The 19,562-nt window shown below is 61.7% G+C and carries 17 protein-coding genes; all 17 read left to right on the top strand.

What is annotated here, in order from left to right; all coding sequences use genetic code 11:
* The first annotated feature begins 8 nt into the window (after positions 1 to 8).
* Positions 9 to 416 carry a type VI secretion system baseplate subunit TssE gene (gene tssE, locus ACTJK9_RS27635; RefSeq protein WP_039765135.1) on the top strand — a complete coding sequence of 136 codons (408 nt, stop codon included), beginning with the start codon at positions 9 to 11 and terminating at the stop codon, positions 414 to 416.
* Positions 417 to 427: 11 nt separating this feature from the next.
* Positions 428 to 952, top strand: coding sequence for a PAAR domain-containing protein (locus ACTJK9_RS27640; protein ID WP_440817502.1), 525 nt, complete (start codon positions 428 to 430; stop codon positions 950 to 952).
* Between the two features lie 59 nt (positions 953 to 1,011).
* The gene (locus ACTJK9_RS27645; protein ID WP_440817505.1) at positions 1,012 to 1,950 is read left to right on the top strand and encodes a DUF6402 family protein; all 939 of its coding nucleotides are present in this window, start codon (positions 1,012 to 1,014) and stop codon (positions 1,948 to 1,950) included.
* Positions 1,950 to 2,363 (top strand): hypothetical protein, encoded by a 414-nt coding sequence (locus tag ACTJK9_RS27650; RefSeq protein WP_221398349.1) that lies wholly within the window; start codon positions 1,950 to 1,952, stop codon positions 2,361 to 2,363. Before ACTJK9_RS27645 ends, ACTJK9_RS27650 begins: the two co-directional genes overlap by 1 nt.
* Positions 2,364 to 2,425: 62 nt before the next feature.
* Positions 2,426 to 4,213 (top strand): type VI secretion system baseplate subunit TssF, encoded by a 1,788-nt coding sequence (gene tssF, locus ACTJK9_RS27655; RefSeq protein ID WP_011336593.1) that lies wholly within the window; start codon positions 2,426 to 2,428, stop codon positions 4,211 to 4,213.
* Positions 4,177 to 5,184, top strand: a complete 1,008-nt coding sequence (gene tssG, locus ACTJK9_RS27660; RefSeq protein ID WP_039765146.1) for a type VI secretion system baseplate subunit TssG — start codon at positions 4,177 to 4,179, stop codon at positions 5,182 to 5,184. Before tssF ends, tssG begins: the two co-directional genes overlap by 37 nt.
* A gap of 11 nt (positions 5,185 to 5,195) precedes the next feature.
* Positions 5,196 to 7,853, top strand: a complete 2,658-nt coding sequence (tssH, locus tag ACTJK9_RS27665; protein WP_085612407.1) for a type VI secretion system ATPase TssH — start codon at positions 5,196 to 5,198, stop codon at positions 7,851 to 7,853.
* Between the two features lie 10 nt (positions 7,854 to 7,863).
* Positions 7,864 to 9,390: a sigma-54 interaction domain-containing protein gene (locus tag ACTJK9_RS27670; protein WP_085612406.1), complete on the top strand. Its 1,527-nt coding sequence runs from the start codon at positions 7,864 to 7,866 to the stop codon at positions 9,388 to 9,390.
* 93 nt (positions 9,391 to 9,483) lie between these two features.
* Positions 9,484 to 9,624: a hypothetical protein gene (locus tag ACTJK9_RS27675; protein ID WP_003229566.1), complete on the top strand. Its 141-nt coding sequence runs from the start codon at positions 9,484 to 9,486 to the stop codon at positions 9,622 to 9,624.
* An 18-nt stretch (positions 9,625 to 9,642) separates the two neighbouring features.
* Positions 9,643 to 10,836 carry a type VI secretion system-associated FHA domain protein TagH gene (tagH, locus tag ACTJK9_RS27680; RefSeq protein WP_085612405.1) on the top strand — a complete coding sequence of 398 codons (1,194 nt, stop codon included), beginning with the start codon at positions 9,643 to 9,645 and terminating at the stop codon, positions 10,834 to 10,836.
* 5 nt (positions 10,837 to 10,841) lie between these two features.
* Positions 10,842 to 11,342 (top strand): type VI secretion system lipoprotein TssJ, encoded by a 501-nt coding sequence (tssJ, locus tag ACTJK9_RS27685; protein WP_011336587.1) that lies wholly within the window; start codon positions 10,842 to 10,844, stop codon positions 11,340 to 11,342.
* 2 nt (positions 11,343 to 11,344) lie between these two features.
* Complete coding sequence (gene tssK, locus ACTJK9_RS27690; RefSeq protein ID WP_039765155.1) at positions 11,345 to 12,676, top strand: type VI secretion system baseplate subunit TssK; 1,332 nt, start codon at positions 11,345 to 11,347, stop codon at positions 12,674 to 12,676.
* Between the two features lie 5 nt (positions 12,677 to 12,681).
* Positions 12,682 to 13,557 (top strand): type IVB secretion system protein IcmH/DotU, encoded by an 876-nt coding sequence (icmH, locus tag ACTJK9_RS27695; RefSeq protein WP_011336585.1) that lies wholly within the window; start codon positions 12,682 to 12,684, stop codon positions 13,555 to 13,557.
* 13 nt (positions 13,558 to 13,570) lie between these two features.
* Positions 13,571 to 17,110 (top strand): type VI secretion system membrane subunit TssM, encoded by a 3,540-nt coding sequence (tssM, locus tag ACTJK9_RS27700; RefSeq protein ID WP_440817510.1) that lies wholly within the window; start codon positions 13,571 to 13,573, stop codon positions 17,108 to 17,110.
* The gene (locus ACTJK9_RS27705; protein WP_039765158.1) at positions 17,110 to 17,838 is read left to right on the top strand and encodes a PP2C family protein-serine/threonine phosphatase; all 729 of its coding nucleotides are present in this window, start codon (positions 17,110 to 17,112) and stop codon (positions 17,836 to 17,838) included. Before tssM ends, ACTJK9_RS27705 begins: the two co-directional genes overlap by 1 nt.
* Complete coding sequence (locus tag ACTJK9_RS27710; protein WP_011336582.1) at positions 17,835 to 18,836, top strand: serine/threonine-protein kinase; 1,002 nt, start codon at positions 17,835 to 17,837, stop codon at positions 18,834 to 18,836. The genes ACTJK9_RS27705 and ACTJK9_RS27710 overlap by 4 nt, the downstream gene beginning before the upstream one ends.
* 28 nt (positions 18,837 to 18,864) lie before the next feature.
* Positions 18,865 to 19,562 (top strand): type VI secretion system tip protein TssI/VgrG (gene tssI / locus ACTJK9_RS27715; RefSeq protein WP_440817514.1); only part of this gene is annotated, 698 nt, incomplete at its 3' end.

A 19,562-nucleotide genomic window follows, 5' to 3' on the forward strand; every position in this document is an offset into this window, starting at 1 on the left:
AGCGACTCATGGACGGATACGGCAGCCTTTTCGAACGCCTCAACGGCGACGCGGAACTACGCAAGGGCAGGAGCCTCGAGGCTTCGGCCATGGCGTCGGTGGCTGCCCATCTGGCCAAAATGCTCAGCACCCGGGCCGGCAGCGTGCAAACGCTGTCCGACTACGGGTTGCCCGATCTCAATGACATGCGCCTGAGCCTGCACGACTCCCTGAGTCAGGCCCGCCTGGCCATCGAAAGCTTCATCGAAGCCTACGAGCCGCGCCTGAGCAACGTGCGTGTCATTTCCCTGCCGCGTGACCACGATCAGCTCCGCCTGGCCTTCAGCATCGAAGGCCTGCTGGAAGTCGAGGGTTTCAAGCGTCAGGTCAGTTTCTCCGCGCGCCTGGATGGCAGCGGTCAAGTGAAGGTCAACTAAGGAGAACCCCGATGTCTGGCAAACCTGCAGCACGCGTATCCGACCCCACTGCTTGCCCGCTCCCCGGCCACGGCACCAACCCGATCGCCGCCGGTTCCGGCGACGTGTTCTTCGACGGCCTCGCGGCCGCCCGCGAAGGCGATGCCTCCGCGTGTGGTGGTGCGATGGTCGGCGATCTGGCGACCACGGTTCTGATCAACGGCAAACCGGCCGCCACGGTCGGTTCGGTTGGATCTCATGGCAATAAAGTCACGGCTGGATCCGGGACGGTGATTATCGGCAATTCGCATTCGCCGGCGCCGTTTGTGCCGCCGTTGCCGGTGGAGATTCAGTGGCCGTTCAACGAGCACTTCGTAATCAATTGTCAGGACACCGGGAAACCACTGGCTGGCGTTGCATACACGCTGAAAACCGCTTCAGGAAAAATCATCAACGGCGTTACCGGTGCCGATGGCAAGACCCAGAAAATTTCTTCAGATCAAGCTGAAGCCCTGGAATTGGTGATTGAGCAGCAAACAGAAGTAATGATTGCTTGAACGCCAGGCTGGTTTCTGGAAATGAACTTTTGATTCTGGTGTGAGTTGAGGATTCTGAAATGGCAGACACAGTAGTGGCATCTAGTTTGACTCCGGCGAGCAATAAAACTGGAAAATCTACCGTCGTGCGCCATTTCAAAGTGAGCGATATCCCAGCTGCGATGGATAAGATGAAGTGGCCCGTGGCTGCAGCACTAATGCGCCATTGGTTTAAAGGTGAACCCTGGAAAAATGCCAGTGGCGGGATGGAGAAAGAGGAGAAAGAACACGCCCGGCCAATGCCTGAGCAATATATTGAGGAAGATATAGTCAAGATGGACTGGGTGCTTAAGTTCAAGAAGCCCAGTGATACTCGACAAGAGTTGAAAGGGGCATGGAATAACGAAAAAGCCATGCCTGAAATCAAGACAAATATCTTGCGGGCGTTTGGCAAGTCCGGGCCTGGTTGTTATCCAGTAAAGTTCAATGGCAAGGGGCGTGCAGCCGAGAAGTTTGGCTACTTCAACTCACGCGCCGTTACGTTCAGTCAGATGGGTGGCGGTGAGCTGGACGAGTTGCGTGGGGCATTGGCGAATTTCAACATGCGCGTTATCGCCGAAGGCGTTGTAAACGTCTTTGACAAAAAAATCGTGTTTGTTGCAGACCGCTTGGGCTATTACGTCGAAGACAACTATGACTTTAATGACGGTGACGATTTCATCAGCCAGCCGCTCGGGTACTGGAATTTCGATGGTGTCGCCGGAGTTGTCGAGGCCAACGCGCAGAATATAGCGATTGATCAAGAAACCGCCGGGATTATGCAGTCATCCATTTTTGGGATGAGTGAAACGTCAGAAAAGCGGTTTGTGGAAATGGCTAACAAGCGATTTTTCTTTATTCAAAACAAACATTTTGTGGAATACAGAAAGCTTCACGGTAAAGGTGGGGACTTCAAGCTTTTTTCCGATATTTTTTACGAAAGTATCGCTCCTGTTTCCATTGAGCTGGTGAGAAGTTGATGCGAATCAGAAGGCATGCATGGGTACTCTTTTTCCTGATTGTTGCGATCAGTGTTTTTATTATTTCCTTGAAAAGTATGCTGGAGCGCGAAGCCAGCAGTTCTGTACTTAGTGAGTCAGGGAACTATCTTATTGAAAATGTTTCCGTCAGAGGCCCTCTCGTACCTTTTGATGACCTGGCTTACTTGCGAATTACCGACAAAAGAGATTCGAATGCAGTATTTCGCTCTCCTTTGTATGACCGTAGCTCAGTGGACATGCGCTCTCACGAAGACGCAGGGGTTGTGGGAATTGTCTGGATTGATTTCTACAAGCGTGATCAGCACTTCGGCATTCGCATGCCGGAATGGAAAACGCATTGGCTCAACCGTTTTATCAGCAATACCCCTTATGAAGTCATTGGGAATGATTGAACTCAGCGTTCGTTATAAAGCACTGTTTTTTTTCATGAGTTCCACTACCAGGCAGGTAACCCGTGTCCTTTAACCACTACTACCAAAGCGAACTCACCGCACTGCGCCAACTGGGCCGCCGTTTCGCCGAGCGTAGTCCGGCGTTGGCGCCGTTCCTGGGGCAGGCCGGGCGGGATCCGGATGTGGAGCGGTTGCTGGAAGGCTTTGCATTTCTGACGGGGCGGCTGCGCCAGAAGCTCGATGACGAGTTGCCGGAGCTCAGCCATTCGCTGATGCAGTTGTTGTGGCCGAACTACATGCGCCCGCTGCCGGCGTTCAGCATTCTGCAGTTCGACCCGCTCAAGCGTTCCGGGCCGGCGCTGAAGGTCGAGCGTGACACGCCGATCGAGAGCGTGCCGATCGAAGACGTGCGCTGCCGCTTCCGCACCTGCTACCCGACCGAAGTCATGGCCCTGGATCTGGCCGCGCTCAACTACTCGGTGAAGGGTGACGGTTCGCTGCTAAGCCTGCGTCTTGAGATGAGTGCCGACGGACACCTCGGCGAGCTGGAGCTGAGCAAACTGCGCCTGCACTTTGCCGGCGAGCGCTATATCAGCCAGATGCTCTACCTGAGCCTGCTGCGCAACCTCGACGGTATCGAACTGATCCCGCTTGACGGAGCCGGCAAGCCGATCGATGGCGTGAGCGGCAAGCCGATGGCGTTCAAGATTCCGGGTGACCGGGTCAAACCAGTGGGCTTCGCCGAAGAAGAAGCGCTGATCCCGTATCCGCTGAACACCTTCCGGGGCTATCGCTATCTGCAGGAATATTTCGCCTTCCAGGACAAGTTCCTGTTTGTCGATGTCCACGGTCTGGACATCCTCAAGGCGCTGCCGGAAGACACCCTCAAGCAGATGCGCGGCCTGGAATTGCGCTTCGACATCCGCAAGAGCGGCATCATGCGCATGCGTCCGACCCTGGATAACGTGAAGCTGTTCTGCACGCCGATCGTCAATCTGTTCAAGCACGACGCACTGCCGATCCGCCTCGACGGCAAACAGGACGAATACCTGCTGCTGCCGGCTGAATACGATCTGGAAAACTGCGGCGTGTTCTCGGTGGAAACCGTAACCGGCTGGAAACCCGGCGGCCTCGGTTATCAGGAGTACGTGCCGTTCGAATCCTTCGAGCACGACCCGAGTTTCGACGTGCCCAACAGCCGTCCGCATTACAGCATCCGCCAGCGTTCGTCGCTGTTGCACGACGGCCTCGACACCTACCTGAGCTTCGGCATCCGCCACACCGAAGCCCATGAAACCCTGTCGATCGAGCTGGTCTGCACCAACCAGAACCTGCCGCGCAAACTCAAGCTCGGGCAGATCTGCATGGCCTGCGAAGAAACGCCGGAGTTCCTGAGTTTCCGCAACATCACCCCGGCCACTTCCAGTTTCGCGCCGCCGCTGAACCGTGACTTCCTGTGGAAGCTGATCAGCAACATGTCGCTTAACTATCTGTCGCTGGCCGACGTCAATGCACTCAAGGTGATTCTCGAAACCTACGACCTGCCGCGCTACTACGACCAGCACGCGGAGAAGGTCAGCAAACGCCTGCTCGGCGGCCTCAAGCACATCAAGCATCACCACGTGGACCGCTTGCACCGGGGTCTGCCGGTACGCGGTCTGCGCACCGAACTGACCATCGACCCGGAAGGGTATATCGGTGAGGGCGACCTGTTCGTCTTCGCCTCGGTTCTCAACGAGTTTTTCGCGCTTTACGCCAGTCTCAATTCATTCCATGAGCTGCGGGTAAAAAGCACACAGGGAGAGGTGTACCAATGGACACCACGTATGGGCCTGCAGCCCCTGCTTTAAGCGGGCTGACGAAGGTAATACGCGAGTACTCGCTGTTTCAGGCCGTGCTGCTGGTGATCGACCGGCTGCGCGATGCGCACCCGTACCTGAGCGAAGACGATTTGTACGACCAGCTGGAATTCCAGGCCAACCCGAGCCTCGGATTTCCGCGCAGCGACGTCGATCGCGTGGAGTTTTTCGAAGAGCACGGGCAGATGCGCGCGCGCCTGCGGTTCAACCTGATCGGTCTGGTCGGTTCCGGTTCACCGTTGCCGGCGTTCTATGGCGAGCAGGCCTTGGGCGACAGCGAAGACGGCAACCCGACGCGCAACTTCCTCGACCTGTTCCACCATCGCCTGCAACGGCTGATGCTGCCGATCTGGCGCAAATACCGTTACCGCGCGAGCTTCCAGAGCGGCGCGGTCGACCCGTTCTCCTCGCAGCTGTTCGCCCTGATCGGCCTCGGCGGCGACGAGATCCGCAAGGCCAAGGAGCTGAACTGGAAACGCCTGCTGCCGTACCTCGGCCTGCTCAGTCTGCGGGCGCACTCGGCGGCGCTGATCGAAGCGGTGCTGCGTTACTACTTCAAGCACGAAGACCTGGTCATCGAGCAGTGCATCGAGCGCCGCGTGGAAATCCTCGAAGAACAGCGCAACCGCCTCGGCTTCGCCAACAGCGTGCTCGGTGAAGACCTGGTGCTGGGCGAACGCGTGCGCGATCGCAGCGGCAAATTCCGCATTCACATCACCGAACTCGACTGGGAACGCTTCCACGAATTCCTGCCCATCGGTTTCGGTTACCAGCCGCTCTGCGCGCTGGTGCGGTTCACCTTGCGTGACCCGCTCGATTACGACATTCGCCTGGTGCTGCGCCCGGAAGAAATCCGCGAACTGCGCATTGGTGAGAAGAACGACTGTCGCCTGGGGTGGACCAGTTGGCTGGGCTGCGAGAAAGCAGACGGCGTGGTGACCCTGGGCAGCAAAATTCATTAAGGACGTGAGCCATGATCAACGTAGACCTGCAACAACTCATCCAGGCGCTGGACGCCGAAACCCGTCGCGATCTGGAGCGTTCGGCCGAGCGCTGCGTGGCCCGTGGCGGCAGCAAGATTCTGGTCGAAGACTTGCTGCTCGGCCTGCTGGAGCGCCCGAACGGTCTGCTCTCCCGTGCGCTGCAGGATGCCGACGTTGATGCCGGCGAACTGAGCGCCGCCCTGCAATCGCGGGTCGAGCACAGCGCTTCGCGCAACCCGGTGTTCGCCCCGGAACTGGTGCAGTGGCTGCAAGACGCGCTGCTGGTGGCCAACCTTGAGCTGGGCCAGACCTCGGTCGAAGACGCGGCGCTGATCCTCGCGCTGTTGCGCAACCCGATGCGCTACGCCGGCAGCCGCTACCAGCCGTTGCTCGCCAAACTGAACATCGATCGCCTGAAGGAGTTTGCCCTGTCGCAACAGCCTCAGGCAGCAGCCAACGGTAAACCGGCCGCCCAGGGCGAATCGCTGCTGGAGCGCTTCACCCACAACCTGACCCAACAGGCCCGCGACGGCAAACTCGACCCGGTGCTGTGCCGTGATGGCGCGATCCGCCAGATGGTCGACATCCTCGCCCGTCGCCGCAAGAACAACCCGATCGTGGTCGGTGAAGCCGGTGTCGGAAAGACCGCCATCGTCGAAGGCCTGGCCTCGCGCATCGCTGCCGGTGAAGTGCCGCAGGTGCTCAAGGGCGTCGAGCTGCTGTCGCTGGACATGGGCCTGTTGCAGGCTGGCGCCAGCGTCAAAGGTGAATTCGAGCGTCGTCTGAAAGGCGTGATCGACGAGGTCAAAGCCTCGCCGAAGCCGATCATCCTGTTCATCGACGAGGCCCACACTCTGATCGGCGCGGGCGGCAATGCCGGCGGTTCCGACGCGGCCAACCTGCTGAAGCCGGCACTGGCTCGTGGCGAACTGCGCACCATCGCCGCGACCACATGGGCCGAGTACAAGAAATACTTCGAGAAAGACCCGGCGCTGGCCCGTCGCTTCCAACCGGTTCAACTGCACGAACCGACCGTGAGCGAAGCCGTCACCATCCTGCGTGGCCTGGCTCAGGTCTACGAAAAGAGCCACGGCATCTACCTGCGCGATGACGCAGTGGTTTCCGCGGCGGAACTGTCCGCCCGTTACCTGGCCGGTCGGCAACTGCCGGACAAGGCTGTCGATGTGCTCGACACCGCGTGCGCCCGTGTTCGCATCAGTCTCGCCGCCGCCCCGGAAAGCCTGGAGCGCCTGCGTGGCGAACTGGCTGAAGGCGGTCGTCAGCGTCAGGCCCTGCGTCGCGATGCCGAAGCCGGTCTGCTGATCGACCACGAAGCGCTGGAGGCACTGGAAGCGCGTCTGGACGAAGCCGAAGCGGAAAGGGTCGCACTGGAAACCCAGTGGACCGAGCAGAAACAACTGGCCGAGCGTCTGCTGGAACTGCGCCAGCAACTGGCCAAGGCCCGTGAAGCCGCTGCGGTCGAGCCGGTGGTCACCGTTGAAGAAGACGCCGAAGGCACGGTGATCGAAACCGTTGCTGCTGAGGTTGAAGAAGGCCAAAGCGTCGAAGCGCTGGAAGCACAACTCAACGAAACCCACAGCGCCCTGACCGCCGCTCAGGTCAAGGAGCGTCTGGTCAGCTTCGAAGTCTGCCCGCGTCTGGTGGCTGAAGTGATCAGCGCCTGGACCGGCGTGCCGCTGGCGCAACTGGCCCGCGAACACAACGCCAAAGTCGCAAGCTTCGCCACCGACCTGCGCACCCGCATCCGTGGTCAGGAACAAGCCGTGCATGCACTGGATCGCTCGATGCGCGCCACCGCTGCCGGCCTGAACAAGCCTGACGCACCAGTCGGCGTGTTCCTGCTGGTCGGCCCGAGCGGCGTCGGCAAGACCGAAACCGCCCTGGCGCTCGCCGACCTGCTGTACGGCGGCGACCGTTTCATCACCACCATCAACATGTCCGAGTTCCAGGAGAAGCACACCGTTTCCCGCCTGATCGGTGCACCGCCAGGCTACGTTGGTTACGGCGAGGGCGGCATGCTCACCGAAGCCGTGCGCCAAAAGCCGTACTCGGTGGTGCTGCTCGATGAAGTCGAGAAAGCCGACCCGGACGTGCTCAACCTGTTCTACCAAATCTTCGACAAAGGCGTGGCCAACGACGGCGAAGGGCGCGAGATCGACTTCCGCAATACGCTGATCCTGATGACCTCGAACCTGGGCAGCGACAAGATCAGCGACCTCTGCGAAGACGGCGCGCGTCCGACCGCCGAAGTGCTGGAAGAAACCATTCGCCCGGTGCTCAGCAAACACTTCAAACCGGCGCTGCTGGCGCGGATGAAAGTGGTGCCGTACTACCCGGTCGGCGGCCCGGTGCTGCGCGAGCTGATCGAGATCAAACTCGGTCGTCTGGGCGAGCGTCTGAACCGTCGCCAGCTGGATTTCACCTGGTGCCAGAACCTCGTCGATCACCTGTCCGAGCGCTGCACGCAAAGCGAAAGCGGTGCACGCCTGATCGACCACTTGCTCGATCAGCACGTGCTGCCGCTGGTGGCCGACCGTTTGCTCGACGCCATGGCCACCGGTGAAAGCCTCAAGCGCGTGCATGCGACGCTCGACGGTGAAGCCAGCGTGACCTGCGAGTTCGCCTGAGGTGAGTGTGATGTTCACTCAAGTGCCGCAGCCACTGCTCTATGCCGAAGCCTTGCTGGCGCAGTTCGCCAGCCTGTCGCGCGCGGCGGACGGTGCTGCGCTGCTGGGTGACTTCGTGCGCGGCCTGGCCGGGCTGAGCGGGTGCGAACTGACCCAGCTGTATCTGCTGGATGCCACGCACACGTCGCTGGGGATGAACGCCGAATGCCTCGACGGCGTGCTGCAACCGCGCAGCGCGGCGAGCCTGCCGGCCGACTACAACGGCGAGCAACTGTTGCAGTTCGCCCTGTGCCAGAACCGCGTGGTGTGCTTCGACGACCTGGGCGGCAGCTTGCACGAAACCAGTTTTCTGCCGGCGTCGTCCACGCCGTGGCAGTCGCTGTTGTGCGTGCCGCTGGTCAATCAGCAGAAGGCCGTCGAAGGCCTGTTGCTGTGCGCCAGCCGTCGCCACATCAACCTGCAAGGGTTTGCCGATTCCCTCGGCCAGCTTGGCTCGTTCGTGCTTGGTCAACTGCACTTGCTGCAGCGTCTGCGCCAGCCAGTGGATGCGGCCGCGCCGGTCGTGCGCAGCCTGCCGAGTGCCAGCGGCTATGGCCTGATCGGCAAGAGCGCGGCGATGCGCCAGACCTACTCGCTGATCAGCAAAGTCCTGCACAGCCCGTACACCGTGCTGTTGCGTGGCGAGACCGGCACCGGCAAGGAAGTGGTCGCGCGGGCGATCCACGATTGCGGCCCGCGCCGGTCCCAGGCGTTCATCGTGCAGAACTGCGCGGCGTTCCCGGAAAACCTGTTGGAAAGCGAGCTGTTCGGCTACCGCAAGGGTGCGTTCACCGGTGCCGATCGCGACCGCGCCGGGCTGTTCGACGCGGCCAACGGCGGCACTCTGTTGCTCGATGAAATCGGCGATATGCCGCTGTCGCTGCAAGCCAAGTTGCTGCGCGTATTGCAGGAAGGCGAGATCCGTCCGCTGGGTTCTAACGACACTCACAAGATCGACGTGCGCATCATCGCTGCGACGCACCGCGATCTGTCGGTGCTGGTCAGCGAAGGTAAATTCCGCGAGGACCTGTACTACCGTCTCGCGCAATTCCCGATCGAATTGCCGGCCCTGCGTCAGCGCGAAGGCGACATCCTCGACCTGGCCAAGCACTTTGCTGACAAGGCCTGCACTTTCCTGCAACGTGACCCGGTGCGCTGGTCGGACGCGGCGCTGGAACACCTTTCCGGTTACACCTTCCCCGGCAACGTGCGTGAACTCAAAGGCCTGGTCGAGCGGGCGGTGCTGTTGTGCGAGGGCGGCGAGTTGCTGGCCGAACATTTCTCGCTGCGCCTGGAATCGGCGCCGGTGCCGGAAGACCACTGCGGCCTCAATCTGCGTGAACGACTGGAAGCGGTCGAACGCAATCTGTTGCTCGATTGCCTGCGCAAGAACGACGGCAACCAGACGCTCGCCGCCCGCGAACTGGGCTTGCCGCGCCGCACGCTGCTGTACCGGCTCGGCCGCTTGAACATCAATCTGGGTGATTTCGATGGGTAGGCGAAAGTCCGTCGGATTCACCTCGAACACCTATTTCAGCGCCGCCCGCGAGGGTCGGCGCTTTGTGCTTTGTCTACACCTGGAGACCCTCTGATGTCTGTTCGTCACTGGCACGCTGTCCTGCTGACCCTCGTCGTTCTATGCGGCCTCGGCGGTTGCAGCGGCAATTACAAATTCAACGATAACGATTACCGCCCGTTGGGTGATCCGCAGGCGGTCAATCGCGGCAAGTGACCGCAAGGAGCATCAAACATGGAATTGGTTTTCGAAATGCTGAACACCAAGCAGTTCGTGCCCACCGAGCTGTGCCAGCGGACCTTCAAACAGGCCGGTGGCGTGATCGGGCGGGGCGAGGACTGCGACTGGATCATCCCTGACCGCAAGCGTCACTTGTCCAATCACCACGCGATTGTCAGCTATCGTGAGGGCACGTTTTTCCTGACCGACACCAGCAGCAACGGTGTGCAGGACGGCGACAGCGGCGCACGCCTGCACAAGGGCGAACCGGTGCGCATCGAGCACGGCAGCACCTACGTGCTGGGCGACTTCGAGATTCGCGCACGACTGGTGCGCGACCCGGCGACGTTCGACGGTGAAGTCGGCCTGCCGCGTGCCGCCGGCAGCATCATTCCGGACGACGCGTTCCTCGACCTCGACCCGCTGAAGTCGCTGGAGCAGCAAGAGCGCGTGTACTCGGAATTCGAGGAAATGCTCGCACCGGTGACCGACCCTGAAGACTCCCGTCAGCGCGCCGACTACGCGCGCATCGACATGGAAAGCCTGATGGTGCCGGAGCTGATCGTCGAGCCCACGCCTGAGCCCGCACCGGCACCGAAAGCGGTGGAGCGTCAGAGCGAAACCTTCTGGGATAAATTCGGCGCGGCCCTTGGCGTGAACGTGAAGAACCTCAGCCACGACGAGCGTGAAGCGCTTGCGCTGAACGCTGCACGTCTGCTGCGCCAGAGCATCGGCGGTCTGCAACAGAGCCTGCGCACCCGTTCGGAGCTGAAAAACGAACTGCGTCTGGCCCAGACCACCGTACAAGGCACCAACAAGAATCCGCTGAAATTCGCCGTCGATCCGAGCGAAGCGCTGGACATCCTGTTGCAACCGCACAAGCCGGGCCATTTGCCGGCCGAGCAGGCGATCTCCCGGGCGTTCCGCGATTTGCAGGCGCATCAGGTGGCGCTGCTGACCGCCAGCCGCGCGGCGGTGCGCGGCACTCTGGAGCACTTCTCGCCGGAGCAGTTGACCCTGCGTTTCGAGCGCGACAACAAGCCGTTGCTCGCCACCGCCGGCGGGCGTTGGAGAGCGTTCAACCGTTACCACCATGCGCTGCGTCAGGACGACGACTGGAGCGAGCGCCTGCTGGCTCGAGACTTCGCCCAGGCCTACGAAGAACAGATCCGCCTGATCTCCACCCTCCACACCGACCACCAAGGATGATGCGCATGTCTCGCCGCTCGACCGCTTTTTTCAAGACGCTGACCGCGCTCACCCTGTTGGTGCTGCTCGCCGGTTGTTCGTCGCTGTCGCCGTATTCGAAAGTGACCAAGATCAACCTGAAGCTGACCGGCAGCGATCAGCTGAACCCGGATCTCAATGGTCGTCCGTCGCCAATCGTGGTGCGCCTGTTCGAACTCAAGCACCCGGTGACCTTCGAGAACGCCGATTTCTTCAGCCTCTACGAGCGCGCCAAGGAATCCCTCAACCCGGATCTGGTGGCCAGCGAAGAACTCGAACTGCGCCCGGGTGAAACCGTGGAACTGAAACTCAGCGTGGAGGAGGGCAGCCGCTTCATCGGTATCCTCGCCGCGTACCGCGACCTGCCGGAAACCAAATGGCGCCACACGTTCCCGATCACACCGCTGGAAGTCACCGAAGCCGATCTGACCCTGGATCAGGCCGGTATCCGCAAGACCAACGAAGTGCTCGCCAAGGCGGATGACTGATCATGAATACCCATAAAGTCATCTGGCAGGAAGGCATGCTGCTGCGTCCGCAGCACTTCCAGCACAACGACCGCTACTACGATCACCAGATGAAGACCCGCACCCGGTTGCTGGGCGGCTACACCTGGGGTTTCCTGAATCTGGAGATCGACCTGCAGTTCCTCAACATGGGCAAACTGGTGATCAGTGAAGCCTCGGGGATCCTGCCGGACGGCAGCCTGTTCGAGCTCGGCGGCAACACCGAGCCGCTGGCGCTGGACGTGCCGCCGAACACCGGCAACACGCCGATCTACCTGGCGCTGCCACTGGTCACCGGTAACCACATCGAGGCCCGTCGCCCGGAGCAGTCCGACGTGCTGGCGCGTTACACCGCATATGACGCCGAAGTGGCCGACTCCAACGCCGGTGATGATTCCGCCAGCCAGGTCAGTTGCGGTCGCCCGGACTTCAAACTGTTGCTCGGCGAACAGCAGAGCGACCAGGCCTACGTGAAGCTGAAGATCTGCGACGTGCTCGACACCACGCCGGACGGCGTGATCAGCCTCGATCCGGACTTCGTGCCGACCTACATTCAGGCTCACGCTTCCAGCTACCTGCTGTCGTGCCTGAAAGAAGTGATCAGCATGCTCGGTCACCGGGGCGACACCATTGCCGAACGGATTCGTTCGAACGGCAAGGTCGGCGGCGCGGAAATCGGCGACTTCATGATGTTGCAACTGATCAACCGCACCGAACTGCTGCTGCGCCACTACCTGGGTCTGGAGCAGGTTCACCCGGAAGAGTTGTACCGCACGCTGCTGACCATGCTCGGCGATCTGGCGACGTTCTCCAGCGACAGCAAACGCCCGCGTCTGGACAGCCGTTACTCCCACGCCGACCAGGGTGCGAGTTTCCGCAAGCTGATGGAGTCGATCCGTCAGGTACTGTCGATGGTGCTGGAACAGCACGCCATCGAACTGATCCTGCAAGCGCGTCAGTACGGGATCATCGTGTCGCCGCTGCACGACCACAAACTGCTGGGCTCGGCGTCGTTCGTGCTGGCAGCCAGTGCCAACTGCGACTCCGAAGAACTGCGCAATCGCTTGCCTGCGCACCTCAAGGTCGGCCCGGTGGAGCGCATCCGCCAACTGGTCAACCTGCACCTGCCGGGGATCAAGGTCAAACCGTTGCCGGTGGCCCCGCGGCAGATCGCGTTCCACTCCAACAAAACCTATTTCATCCTCGAACTCAGTTCCGAAGACTTGGCACAACTCGAGCGCTCCGGCGGCTTCGCGTTCCATGTGTCCGGCGAATTCGCCGAGCTTGAACTGAAATTCTGGGCCATCAGGAACTGACCGACATGATCAAGGACATGGAACACAACCAGGACGACAAAACCGTCCTGCTCGACCGTCAGGGCCATGGCCCGGCGGCGAGTCCGCTGACCGACTTCGCCGCGCCACCGCGCTTCGAGCAACTGGAAGAACGGATGATCTACGCCGCGCGCCTGCGCCCGGCGGAGGCCTTCAACATCAGCCTTAATTCGCTGGTGGCGGCGTCGTCCGAACTGCTGTCGGAAGTGGTGCGCCTCAAGCACAGTGAAACCCGCGAAGACCTCTACGCGCTCAACGAGCGCCTGACCGCCGGGCTCAAGCTGTTCGAAGTGCGCGCCCTGCACAACGGCGCCGAAAGCAGCCAGGTGATGGCCGCCCGTTATGTGCTCTGCACCGTGGTCGACGAAGCCGTCGTGACCACGCCGTGGGGCAACGAAAGCGAGTGGTCGCAGATGAGCCTGCTCAGCAGCTTCCACAACGAAACCTTCGGTGGCGAGAAGTTCTTCCAACTGCTCGATCGGCTGTCGAAAAACCCGGTCAAGCACCTGCCGATGCTGGAGCTGATGTACCTGTGCCTGTCCCTCGGTTTCGAGGGCAAGTACCGCGTGCAGGCGCGCGGCATGCTGGAACTCGAAGGCATCCGCGACGCCCTGTACCGGCAGATCCGTCAGTTGCGTGGCGACGTGCCGCGCGAATTGTCGCCGCAGTGGGAAGGCCTCAACGATCAGCGCCGCAACCTGGTGCGTATCGTGCCGGCGTGGATGGTGGTGCTGTTCACCTTCGTCTGTCTGGTGATGATGTATTCGGGCTTCGCCTGGGTCTTGGGCGAGCAGCGCGACACCGTTCTGCAACCTTATCAGCCGCTTGATCCGGCCGCGGCCCAGCCGCAGTCGCAGCCGTAAACAGGGACGTGTGATGAAAAAGTTTTTCAAGAAAGTCGGCGCCTTCCTGCGCCAGACCTGGGTCTGGACCTTGCTGCTGGTGCTGTTCGTAGCGCTGCTGGTGTGGTTCGTCGGTCCGTTGTTGGCAGTGGATGACTACAAGTTCTGGGAAAGCGCGACTTCGCGTCTGCTGACCATCAGCGTGCTGTTCCTGATCTGGGGCCTGACCATGGTCTTCGTCAGCTGGCGCGCCGGTATCCGCAAGAAAGCCGTCGAAGAAACCGAAGACGGCCAGGACCGTATCCGCCGCGAAGAGTTGATCGACGAAGAGCAGAAAGAGTTGAAGGAGCGTTTCAAGGACGCCCTGAAAACCCTCAAGACTTCGAGCCTGTACCGCGGCCGCAGCGAGCGCTGGCGCAATGACTTGCCGTGGTACTTGCTGATCGGCCCGCAGGCCAGCGGCAAGACCAGCCTCCTGGACTTCTCCGGGCTGGAATTCCCGATCAACAAGATCGACCGCAAGCTGACCCGCGACACCCACGGCACTCGTCATTGCGACTGGTACTTCGCCGATCACGGTGTACTGATCGACACCGCCGGCCGCTACCTGACCCAGCCGGATGCGGAAGTCGACGGCAGCGCCTGGACCACCTTGCTGGAACTGTTGCGCAAGCGTCGTCGCGGTCGTCCGCTGAACGGCGTGCTGGTGACCATTCCGGTGGAAACCCTGACCGGTGGCAGCGAACAGGACATCGAAACCCTGGCCCGCCAGGTGCGTGCGCGTCTGCAAGACGTCTATCAGAAGCTGCACGTCGATGTGCCGGTGTATCTGGTGCTGAGCAAGGCCGACAAGCTGCTGGGCTTCGACGAGTTCTTCGACCAACTGACTCGCGAAGAAAGCGATCAGGTGCTGGGTACCAGTTTCCGCAAGGATCAGGTCGGCACCGACGTGACGGTGCTGCGCAACGAGTTCGAAGAGCTGCTGCGTCGCCTCAACAGCCAGGTGATCATGCGCATGCACTCCGAGCGCGACACCCAGCGCCGTGGCCGCATCCTCGACTTCCCGCACCAGATGGGCCAGATCGGCGAGCGTCTGTGCCTGCTGGTCGACATGGCGTTCACCGGCAACCGCTACCAGCGTGCGACACAACTGCGTGGTTTCTACCTGACCAGCGCACCGCACCTGACTCAGGAAATGGATTCGACCACCGCCGGCATCGGCGCGAGTCTGGGCATGAGCGCCGGCGTGCTGCCGACATTGCGCAGCGGTCGTTCGCGTTTCATCCATCACTTGCTCAGCCGGGTGATTTTCCCCGAGGCCGATCTGGCCGGTCTGGACAAGCGCGAGCGCAGCCGCATCCACTGGGGCCAACGTGCGTTGTACGTCGGCGCACTGGGTGCGCTGGTGCTGTTCGGCATGCTCTGGGCCGGTGGTTTCTCGGCCAACTACGAGCGTCTGGAAAACCTGCGCAATCTGGCGCAGAACTGGACGCAGCAACGCACGGCACTGTCGCCGCGCGATGACGCCATGGGCGCACTGAAAACCCTCGACACCAGCTACGCCGCGACTCAGGTGTTCCCGAAGAAGGGCGACGCTGCGTACCACGAGCGGATGGGGCTGTATCAGGGCCAGGACGTCAATCCGGTGGTCAAGGAGGCTTACGAGCACGAGCTTGAAAAGCAACTGCTGCCGCGCGTTGCAACGATGCTTGAAGGCCAGATCCGCGCCAACATGAAGGACCGCGAAAAGCTGATCAACAGCCTGCGCGCGTACCTGATGCTGAACATGAAGGATCGTCGCGACGCGGCATGGCTCAAGGACTGGATCGCGGCGGACTGGTCGCAGCGTTACACCGGCAACACCGCGGTGCAGAACGGTCTGAACACGCACCTCGAGCGTCTGTTGCAGCAGCCGTTTATCTATCCGCTCAACGAGCAACTGGTGACTCAGGCGCGTCAGGTGCTGCGCAGCGAATCGCTGGCGACCGTGGTTTACCGCATGCTCCGCGAGCAGGCGCGCAACCTGCCGGATTACCGTTTCAGCCAGCACCTCGGGCCGCAGGGCTCGCTGTTCATCGGCACTGAATACGTGATTCCGGGCTTCTACACCCAGACCGGCTATCAGCAGTATTTCTCGGTACAAGGCGCATCGCTGGTGACCGACATCCTGCGCGACAACTGGGTGCTGGGTGAAGGTGCGGGTATCAGCGACATGGACTTGCGTCGCCTGATGGTCGAACTGGAGCAACTGTACTTCCGCGACTACGCCAACTACTGGAGCGAGGCCGTTGGTCAGGTGGCGCTGCCGCCGATCAGCGATGCCGGTGAAGGCGCCGAGCAACTGGCGGGCCTGACCTCGGCCAACTCGCCGGTGCTCGCGCTGCTGACCGAAGTGCGTGAAAACACCCGTTTCCCGGCCGCTGCCGATCCGGTGGACGAGGCAGGTGACGCGGCTGATGCGCTGGCCGGACAGAAAGGCAAACTGGGCAAGGTGGGCAAACTCGCCGCGGCGGCAGCGGACAAGGCCTCGGCCCTGAACGTGGCGAAGAACCTGCCGGACACCGCCAAGAAGTCGCTGCAACGCCGCTTCGAGCCGCTGCATAAACTGCTCGACGACAACAACGGCCCGGCCGCTGACCTGACCCCGGCCTTCACCGCGCTCAACGACCTGCAACTGCAACTGGCGGGCCTTGCCCGTTCCAGCACGCCGGAGCAGGCCGCGTTCGAACTGGCCAAGACCCGCATGAGCGGCCAGCGTGATGCGCTGACCAACCTGCGCAATGCGTCCGGTCGTCTGCCGCGTCCGCTGAGCGTGTGGTTCAACGTGCTGGCCGAGGACTCGTGGCGCCTGGTGCTCAACGATGCCTACCAGTACCTGAACGGCCGTTATCAGAACGAGCTGTACAGCGTGTATGGCAAGACGATCAACAAGCGTTACCCGTTCAGCGCCTCGAGCACCAGCGATGTGGCGATCAGCGATTTCCGCGAGTTCTTCCGGGCTCAAGGCACCATCGACCGCTTCTTCGACAGCTACATGCGTCCGTTCGTCAGCGGTGATCCGGGCAACTACCGGATGCGCAGCATCGACGGTCGCAGCCTGCCGGTGTCGAAGGTCTTTCTCGACCAGATGGCGGCGGCCCTGAACATTCGCCAGAGCTTCTTCTCGATCAACCCGGCCGAACCGACCGTGCAGTTCAAGCTTGAGCCGTACACCCTCGATCCGGCGGTCAGCCGTTCCGAGTTCAAGTTCGGCGACAAGACCATGGAATACCGCCACGGTCCGATCCTGCCCATGAGCTTCAAGTGGCCGACCGATGCTGAAGACGGTCGCACCAGTCTGGTCATGGACAAGATGGCTGGTCGCCCGATCGGCATCGAGAAAAACTCCGGCCCGTGGTCGCTGTTCCGTCTGTTCGACCTGATGCAGACCGAGTACCTGACCGGTCGCGACGTGCTGGTGCTGAAAGCCGACGTGGGTGGCCTGCGCGCCAACTACCTGCTGACCAGCCAGCGCACGCCGAACCCGTTCGACATGGGCGTGCTGCGCACCTTCCGTATGCCGGTGCAGCTCTGATGCTGGTGGCCAGTCCCTGGCGCAGCGCGGCGCGAACCGACCCGGGCAAGGTGCGGTCGCGCAACGAAGATGCCTTCCTCGATACCCCGCAGCATGGGCTGTGGGTGGTCGCGGACGGCATGGGCGGTCATCAAGGGGGCGACATCGCCAGCCAGTTGATCGTCGCCAGCCTGGCTGAACTGCCGCAACACGAGGACTTCGATGAACGCCTCAAAGCCATCCGCCAGTGCCTGCATTGGCTGAACCGGCGGCTGGGGCAGGAGTTGACCGTCACCGCCGGACGTCACGACAGCATCATGGGCAGCACCGTCGTGGCGCTGCTGGTGGAAGGCAATCGCGCGGCCTGCATCTGGGCCGGCGACAGCCGTTGCTACATGTGGCGCGGGCAGCGGTTGTATCAGCTGTCGAAGGATCACTCGCTGCAGCAACAACTGATCGACGAACAGCAGATGAGTGTCGAACAGGCGGCGGCGCACCCGGCGGCCCAGGCCTTGACCCGGGCGGTCGGCGCGGCGGAACAACTGACGCTGGATGTGCTGGAGCTTGAGGTGTATCCGGGCGATGTATTCCTGCTGTGCAGCGATGGTTTGTATCAAGGCCTGAGCAGCGATGCCCTCGGCAACGCCCTCAGCCTGGCGGCGCCACATGTGGCGCTGGAACGTCTGTTCGACGGTGCCCTGCGGGGCGCCGCCCGAGACAACCTGACGGCCGTGGTGATTCGCCAATGACTGAAATCGAATCCTCAGTCGACGACTTGCTGATGAGCGAAGAGCAGGCCAACAACCTGACCTATTTCGCTTTTGCAAAGCAGCACAACGCCGAACCCGCGCTGGCGCCAACCAAGGCCAGCGTCGGCGCACTGCCGGATGTTCTGGCAGGCCGCTACCACCTCGAGCGTCTGCTCGGGGCCGGTGGCATGGGTGCGGTTTACCGGGCCCGGGATCTCCTGCACGAGCAGTTCGGCGATCCCGATCCTTACATTGCGCTGAAAATCCTCAGCGAAGAATTTGCCGAGTCGCCGGATGCCAGTGCCTTGCTCTACAGCGAGTTCGCCCTGACCCGACGCCTGCGCCACGACAATGTGCTGCGACCGCACACGTTCGAAGTGGACACCGATTGCCAGCGGGCCTTCATCACCATGGAACTCATGCGTGGCCTGACCCTGGACAAACTGCTCTGCGAGCGGCCGCTGGGCCTGCCGTGGAAAGAACTGCGCGACATCGCGCTGCCGCTGCTCGACGCGCTGGCCTACGCCCACCGTCGCGGCGTGCTGCACGGTGACATGAAACCGAGCAACGTCATGCTCAGCGAAGACGGCGTGCGCCTCTTTGACTTCGGTCTCGGGCAGGCCGAGGAGGGCATCCTGCCCGGCCTGCCGCACCTGAGCCGCGAGCGCTTCAACGCCTGGACCCCGGGCTACGCCGCCCCCGAACTGCTTGAGGGCCAACCGCTGTCGGCCAGCGCGGACGTGTACGGCGTGGCCTGCGTGATCTATGAACTGGCGGGCGGCAAACACCCGTTCCGCCGCTTGCCCTCGACCCAGGCCCGTGACGAACACCTGGAGCGCGAGCTGCAAGCCCCGGCAAATCTACCGACACACTGCTGGCCCGCGCTGCGCACCGCGCTGGCCTTTGACGCGGCAGAGCGCAACATTTCTGCCGAACAATTGCGTGACGCCTTGGGCGCCACTTCGTCCTGGCTGCAGCGTTTGCGGCTGAGGGCGTAACGGATGACATTCGAACAGGGAGCACTTTATGTTCAACCCAGCTAACGAAACGCACTTCAGCCTGACCGTTGAAGATTACGTAGGCGACCTGCAAGTCCTGTCGTTCACCGGCACCGAAGGCATCAGCCAGCCGTTTCGTTTCGACATCGAACTGGTCAGCGAAAACCCGGATCTGGACCTGGAAAAACTCCTGCACAAACAGGCCTTCCTCGCCCTCGATCCGCAGGGCTCGGGCATCCACGGCCAGATCTACCGCGTGGCCCAGGGCGATGCCGGCAAGCGCCTGACCCGCTACAAGGTTTCGCTGGTGCCGCAGCTGCAATACCTGCATCACCGCACCAACCAGCGCATCTACCAGCAGATGTCGGCGCCGAAAATCATCGCGCTGATCCTCGACGAGCATGGCATCAAGGGCAACGCCTACAGCTTCCAGCTCAGCCAGCCGTGCCCGGATCGCGACTACTGCGTGCAGTACGACGAAACCGATCTGCACTTCGTCCAGCGCCTGTGCGAAGAAGAAGGCATTCACTACCACTTCCAGCACAGCAAGAAAGGCCACCTGCTGGTGTTCGGCGATGACCAGACCGTGTTCCCCAACCTCGGCCAACCGACCGCGTATGTACAGGGCAGCGGCATGGTCGCCGAAGAACCGGTGATCAAAGGCTTCAAGCTGCGCCTGGAAACCCGCACCAGCCGCACCACCCGCCGCGACTACGACTTCGAAAA

Source organism: Pseudomonas sp. 22082 (genome assembly GCF_052046055.1).
GTDB lineage: Bacteria > Pseudomonadota > Gammaproteobacteria > Pseudomonadales > Pseudomonadaceae > Aquipseudomonas > Aquipseudomonas pharyngis.

Coding starts and splice junctions, on each gene's coding strand:
- tagH (WP_085612405.1), top strand. CDS start 9,643: ATGGAATTGGTTTTCGAAATGCTGAACACCAAGCAGTTCGTGCCCACC.
- ACTJK9_RS27705 (WP_039765158.1), top strand. CDS start 17,110: ATGCTGGTGGCCAGTCCCTGGCGCAGCGCGGCGCGAACCGACCCGGGC.
- tssE (WP_039765135.1), top strand. CDS start 9: ATGGACGGATACGGCAGCCTTTTCGAACGCCTCAACGGCGACGCGGAA.
- ACTJK9_RS27640 (WP_440817502.1), top strand. CDS start 428: ATGTCTGGCAAACCTGCAGCACGCGTATCCGACCCCACTGCTTGCCCG.
- ACTJK9_RS27670 (WP_085612406.1), top strand. CDS start 7,864: ATGTTCACTCAAGTGCCGCAGCCACTGCTCTATGCCGAAGCCTTGCTG.
- ACTJK9_RS27645 (WP_440817505.1), top strand. CDS start 1,012: ATGGCAGACACAGTAGTGGCATCTAGTTTGACTCCGGCGAGCAATAAA.
- ACTJK9_RS27650 (WP_221398349.1), top strand. CDS start 1,950: ATGCGAATCAGAAGGCATGCATGGGTACTCTTTTTCCTGATTGTTGCG.
- tssM (WP_440817510.1), top strand. CDS start 13,571: ATGAAAAAGTTTTTCAAGAAAGTCGGCGCCTTCCTGCGCCAGACCTGG.
- ACTJK9_RS27710 (WP_011336582.1), top strand. CDS start 17,835: ATGACTGAAATCGAATCCTCAGTCGACGACTTGCTGATGAGCGAAGAG.
- tssG (WP_039765146.1), top strand. CDS start 4,177: ATGGACACCACGTATGGGCCTGCAGCCCCTGCTTTAAGCGGGCTGACG.
- tssH (WP_085612407.1), top strand. CDS start 5,196: ATGATCAACGTAGACCTGCAACAACTCATCCAGGCGCTGGACGCCGAA.
- icmH (WP_011336585.1), top strand. CDS start 12,682: ATGATCAAGGACATGGAACACAACCAGGACGACAAAACCGTCCTGCTC.
- ACTJK9_RS27675 (WP_003229566.1), top strand. CDS start 9,484: ATGTCTGTTCGTCACTGGCACGCTGTCCTGCTGACCCTCGTCGTTCTA.
- tssJ (WP_011336587.1), top strand. CDS start 10,842: ATGTCTCGCCGCTCGACCGCTTTTTTCAAGACGCTGACCGCGCTCACC.
- tssK (WP_039765155.1), top strand. CDS start 11,345: ATGAATACCCATAAAGTCATCTGGCAGGAAGGCATGCTGCTGCGTCCG.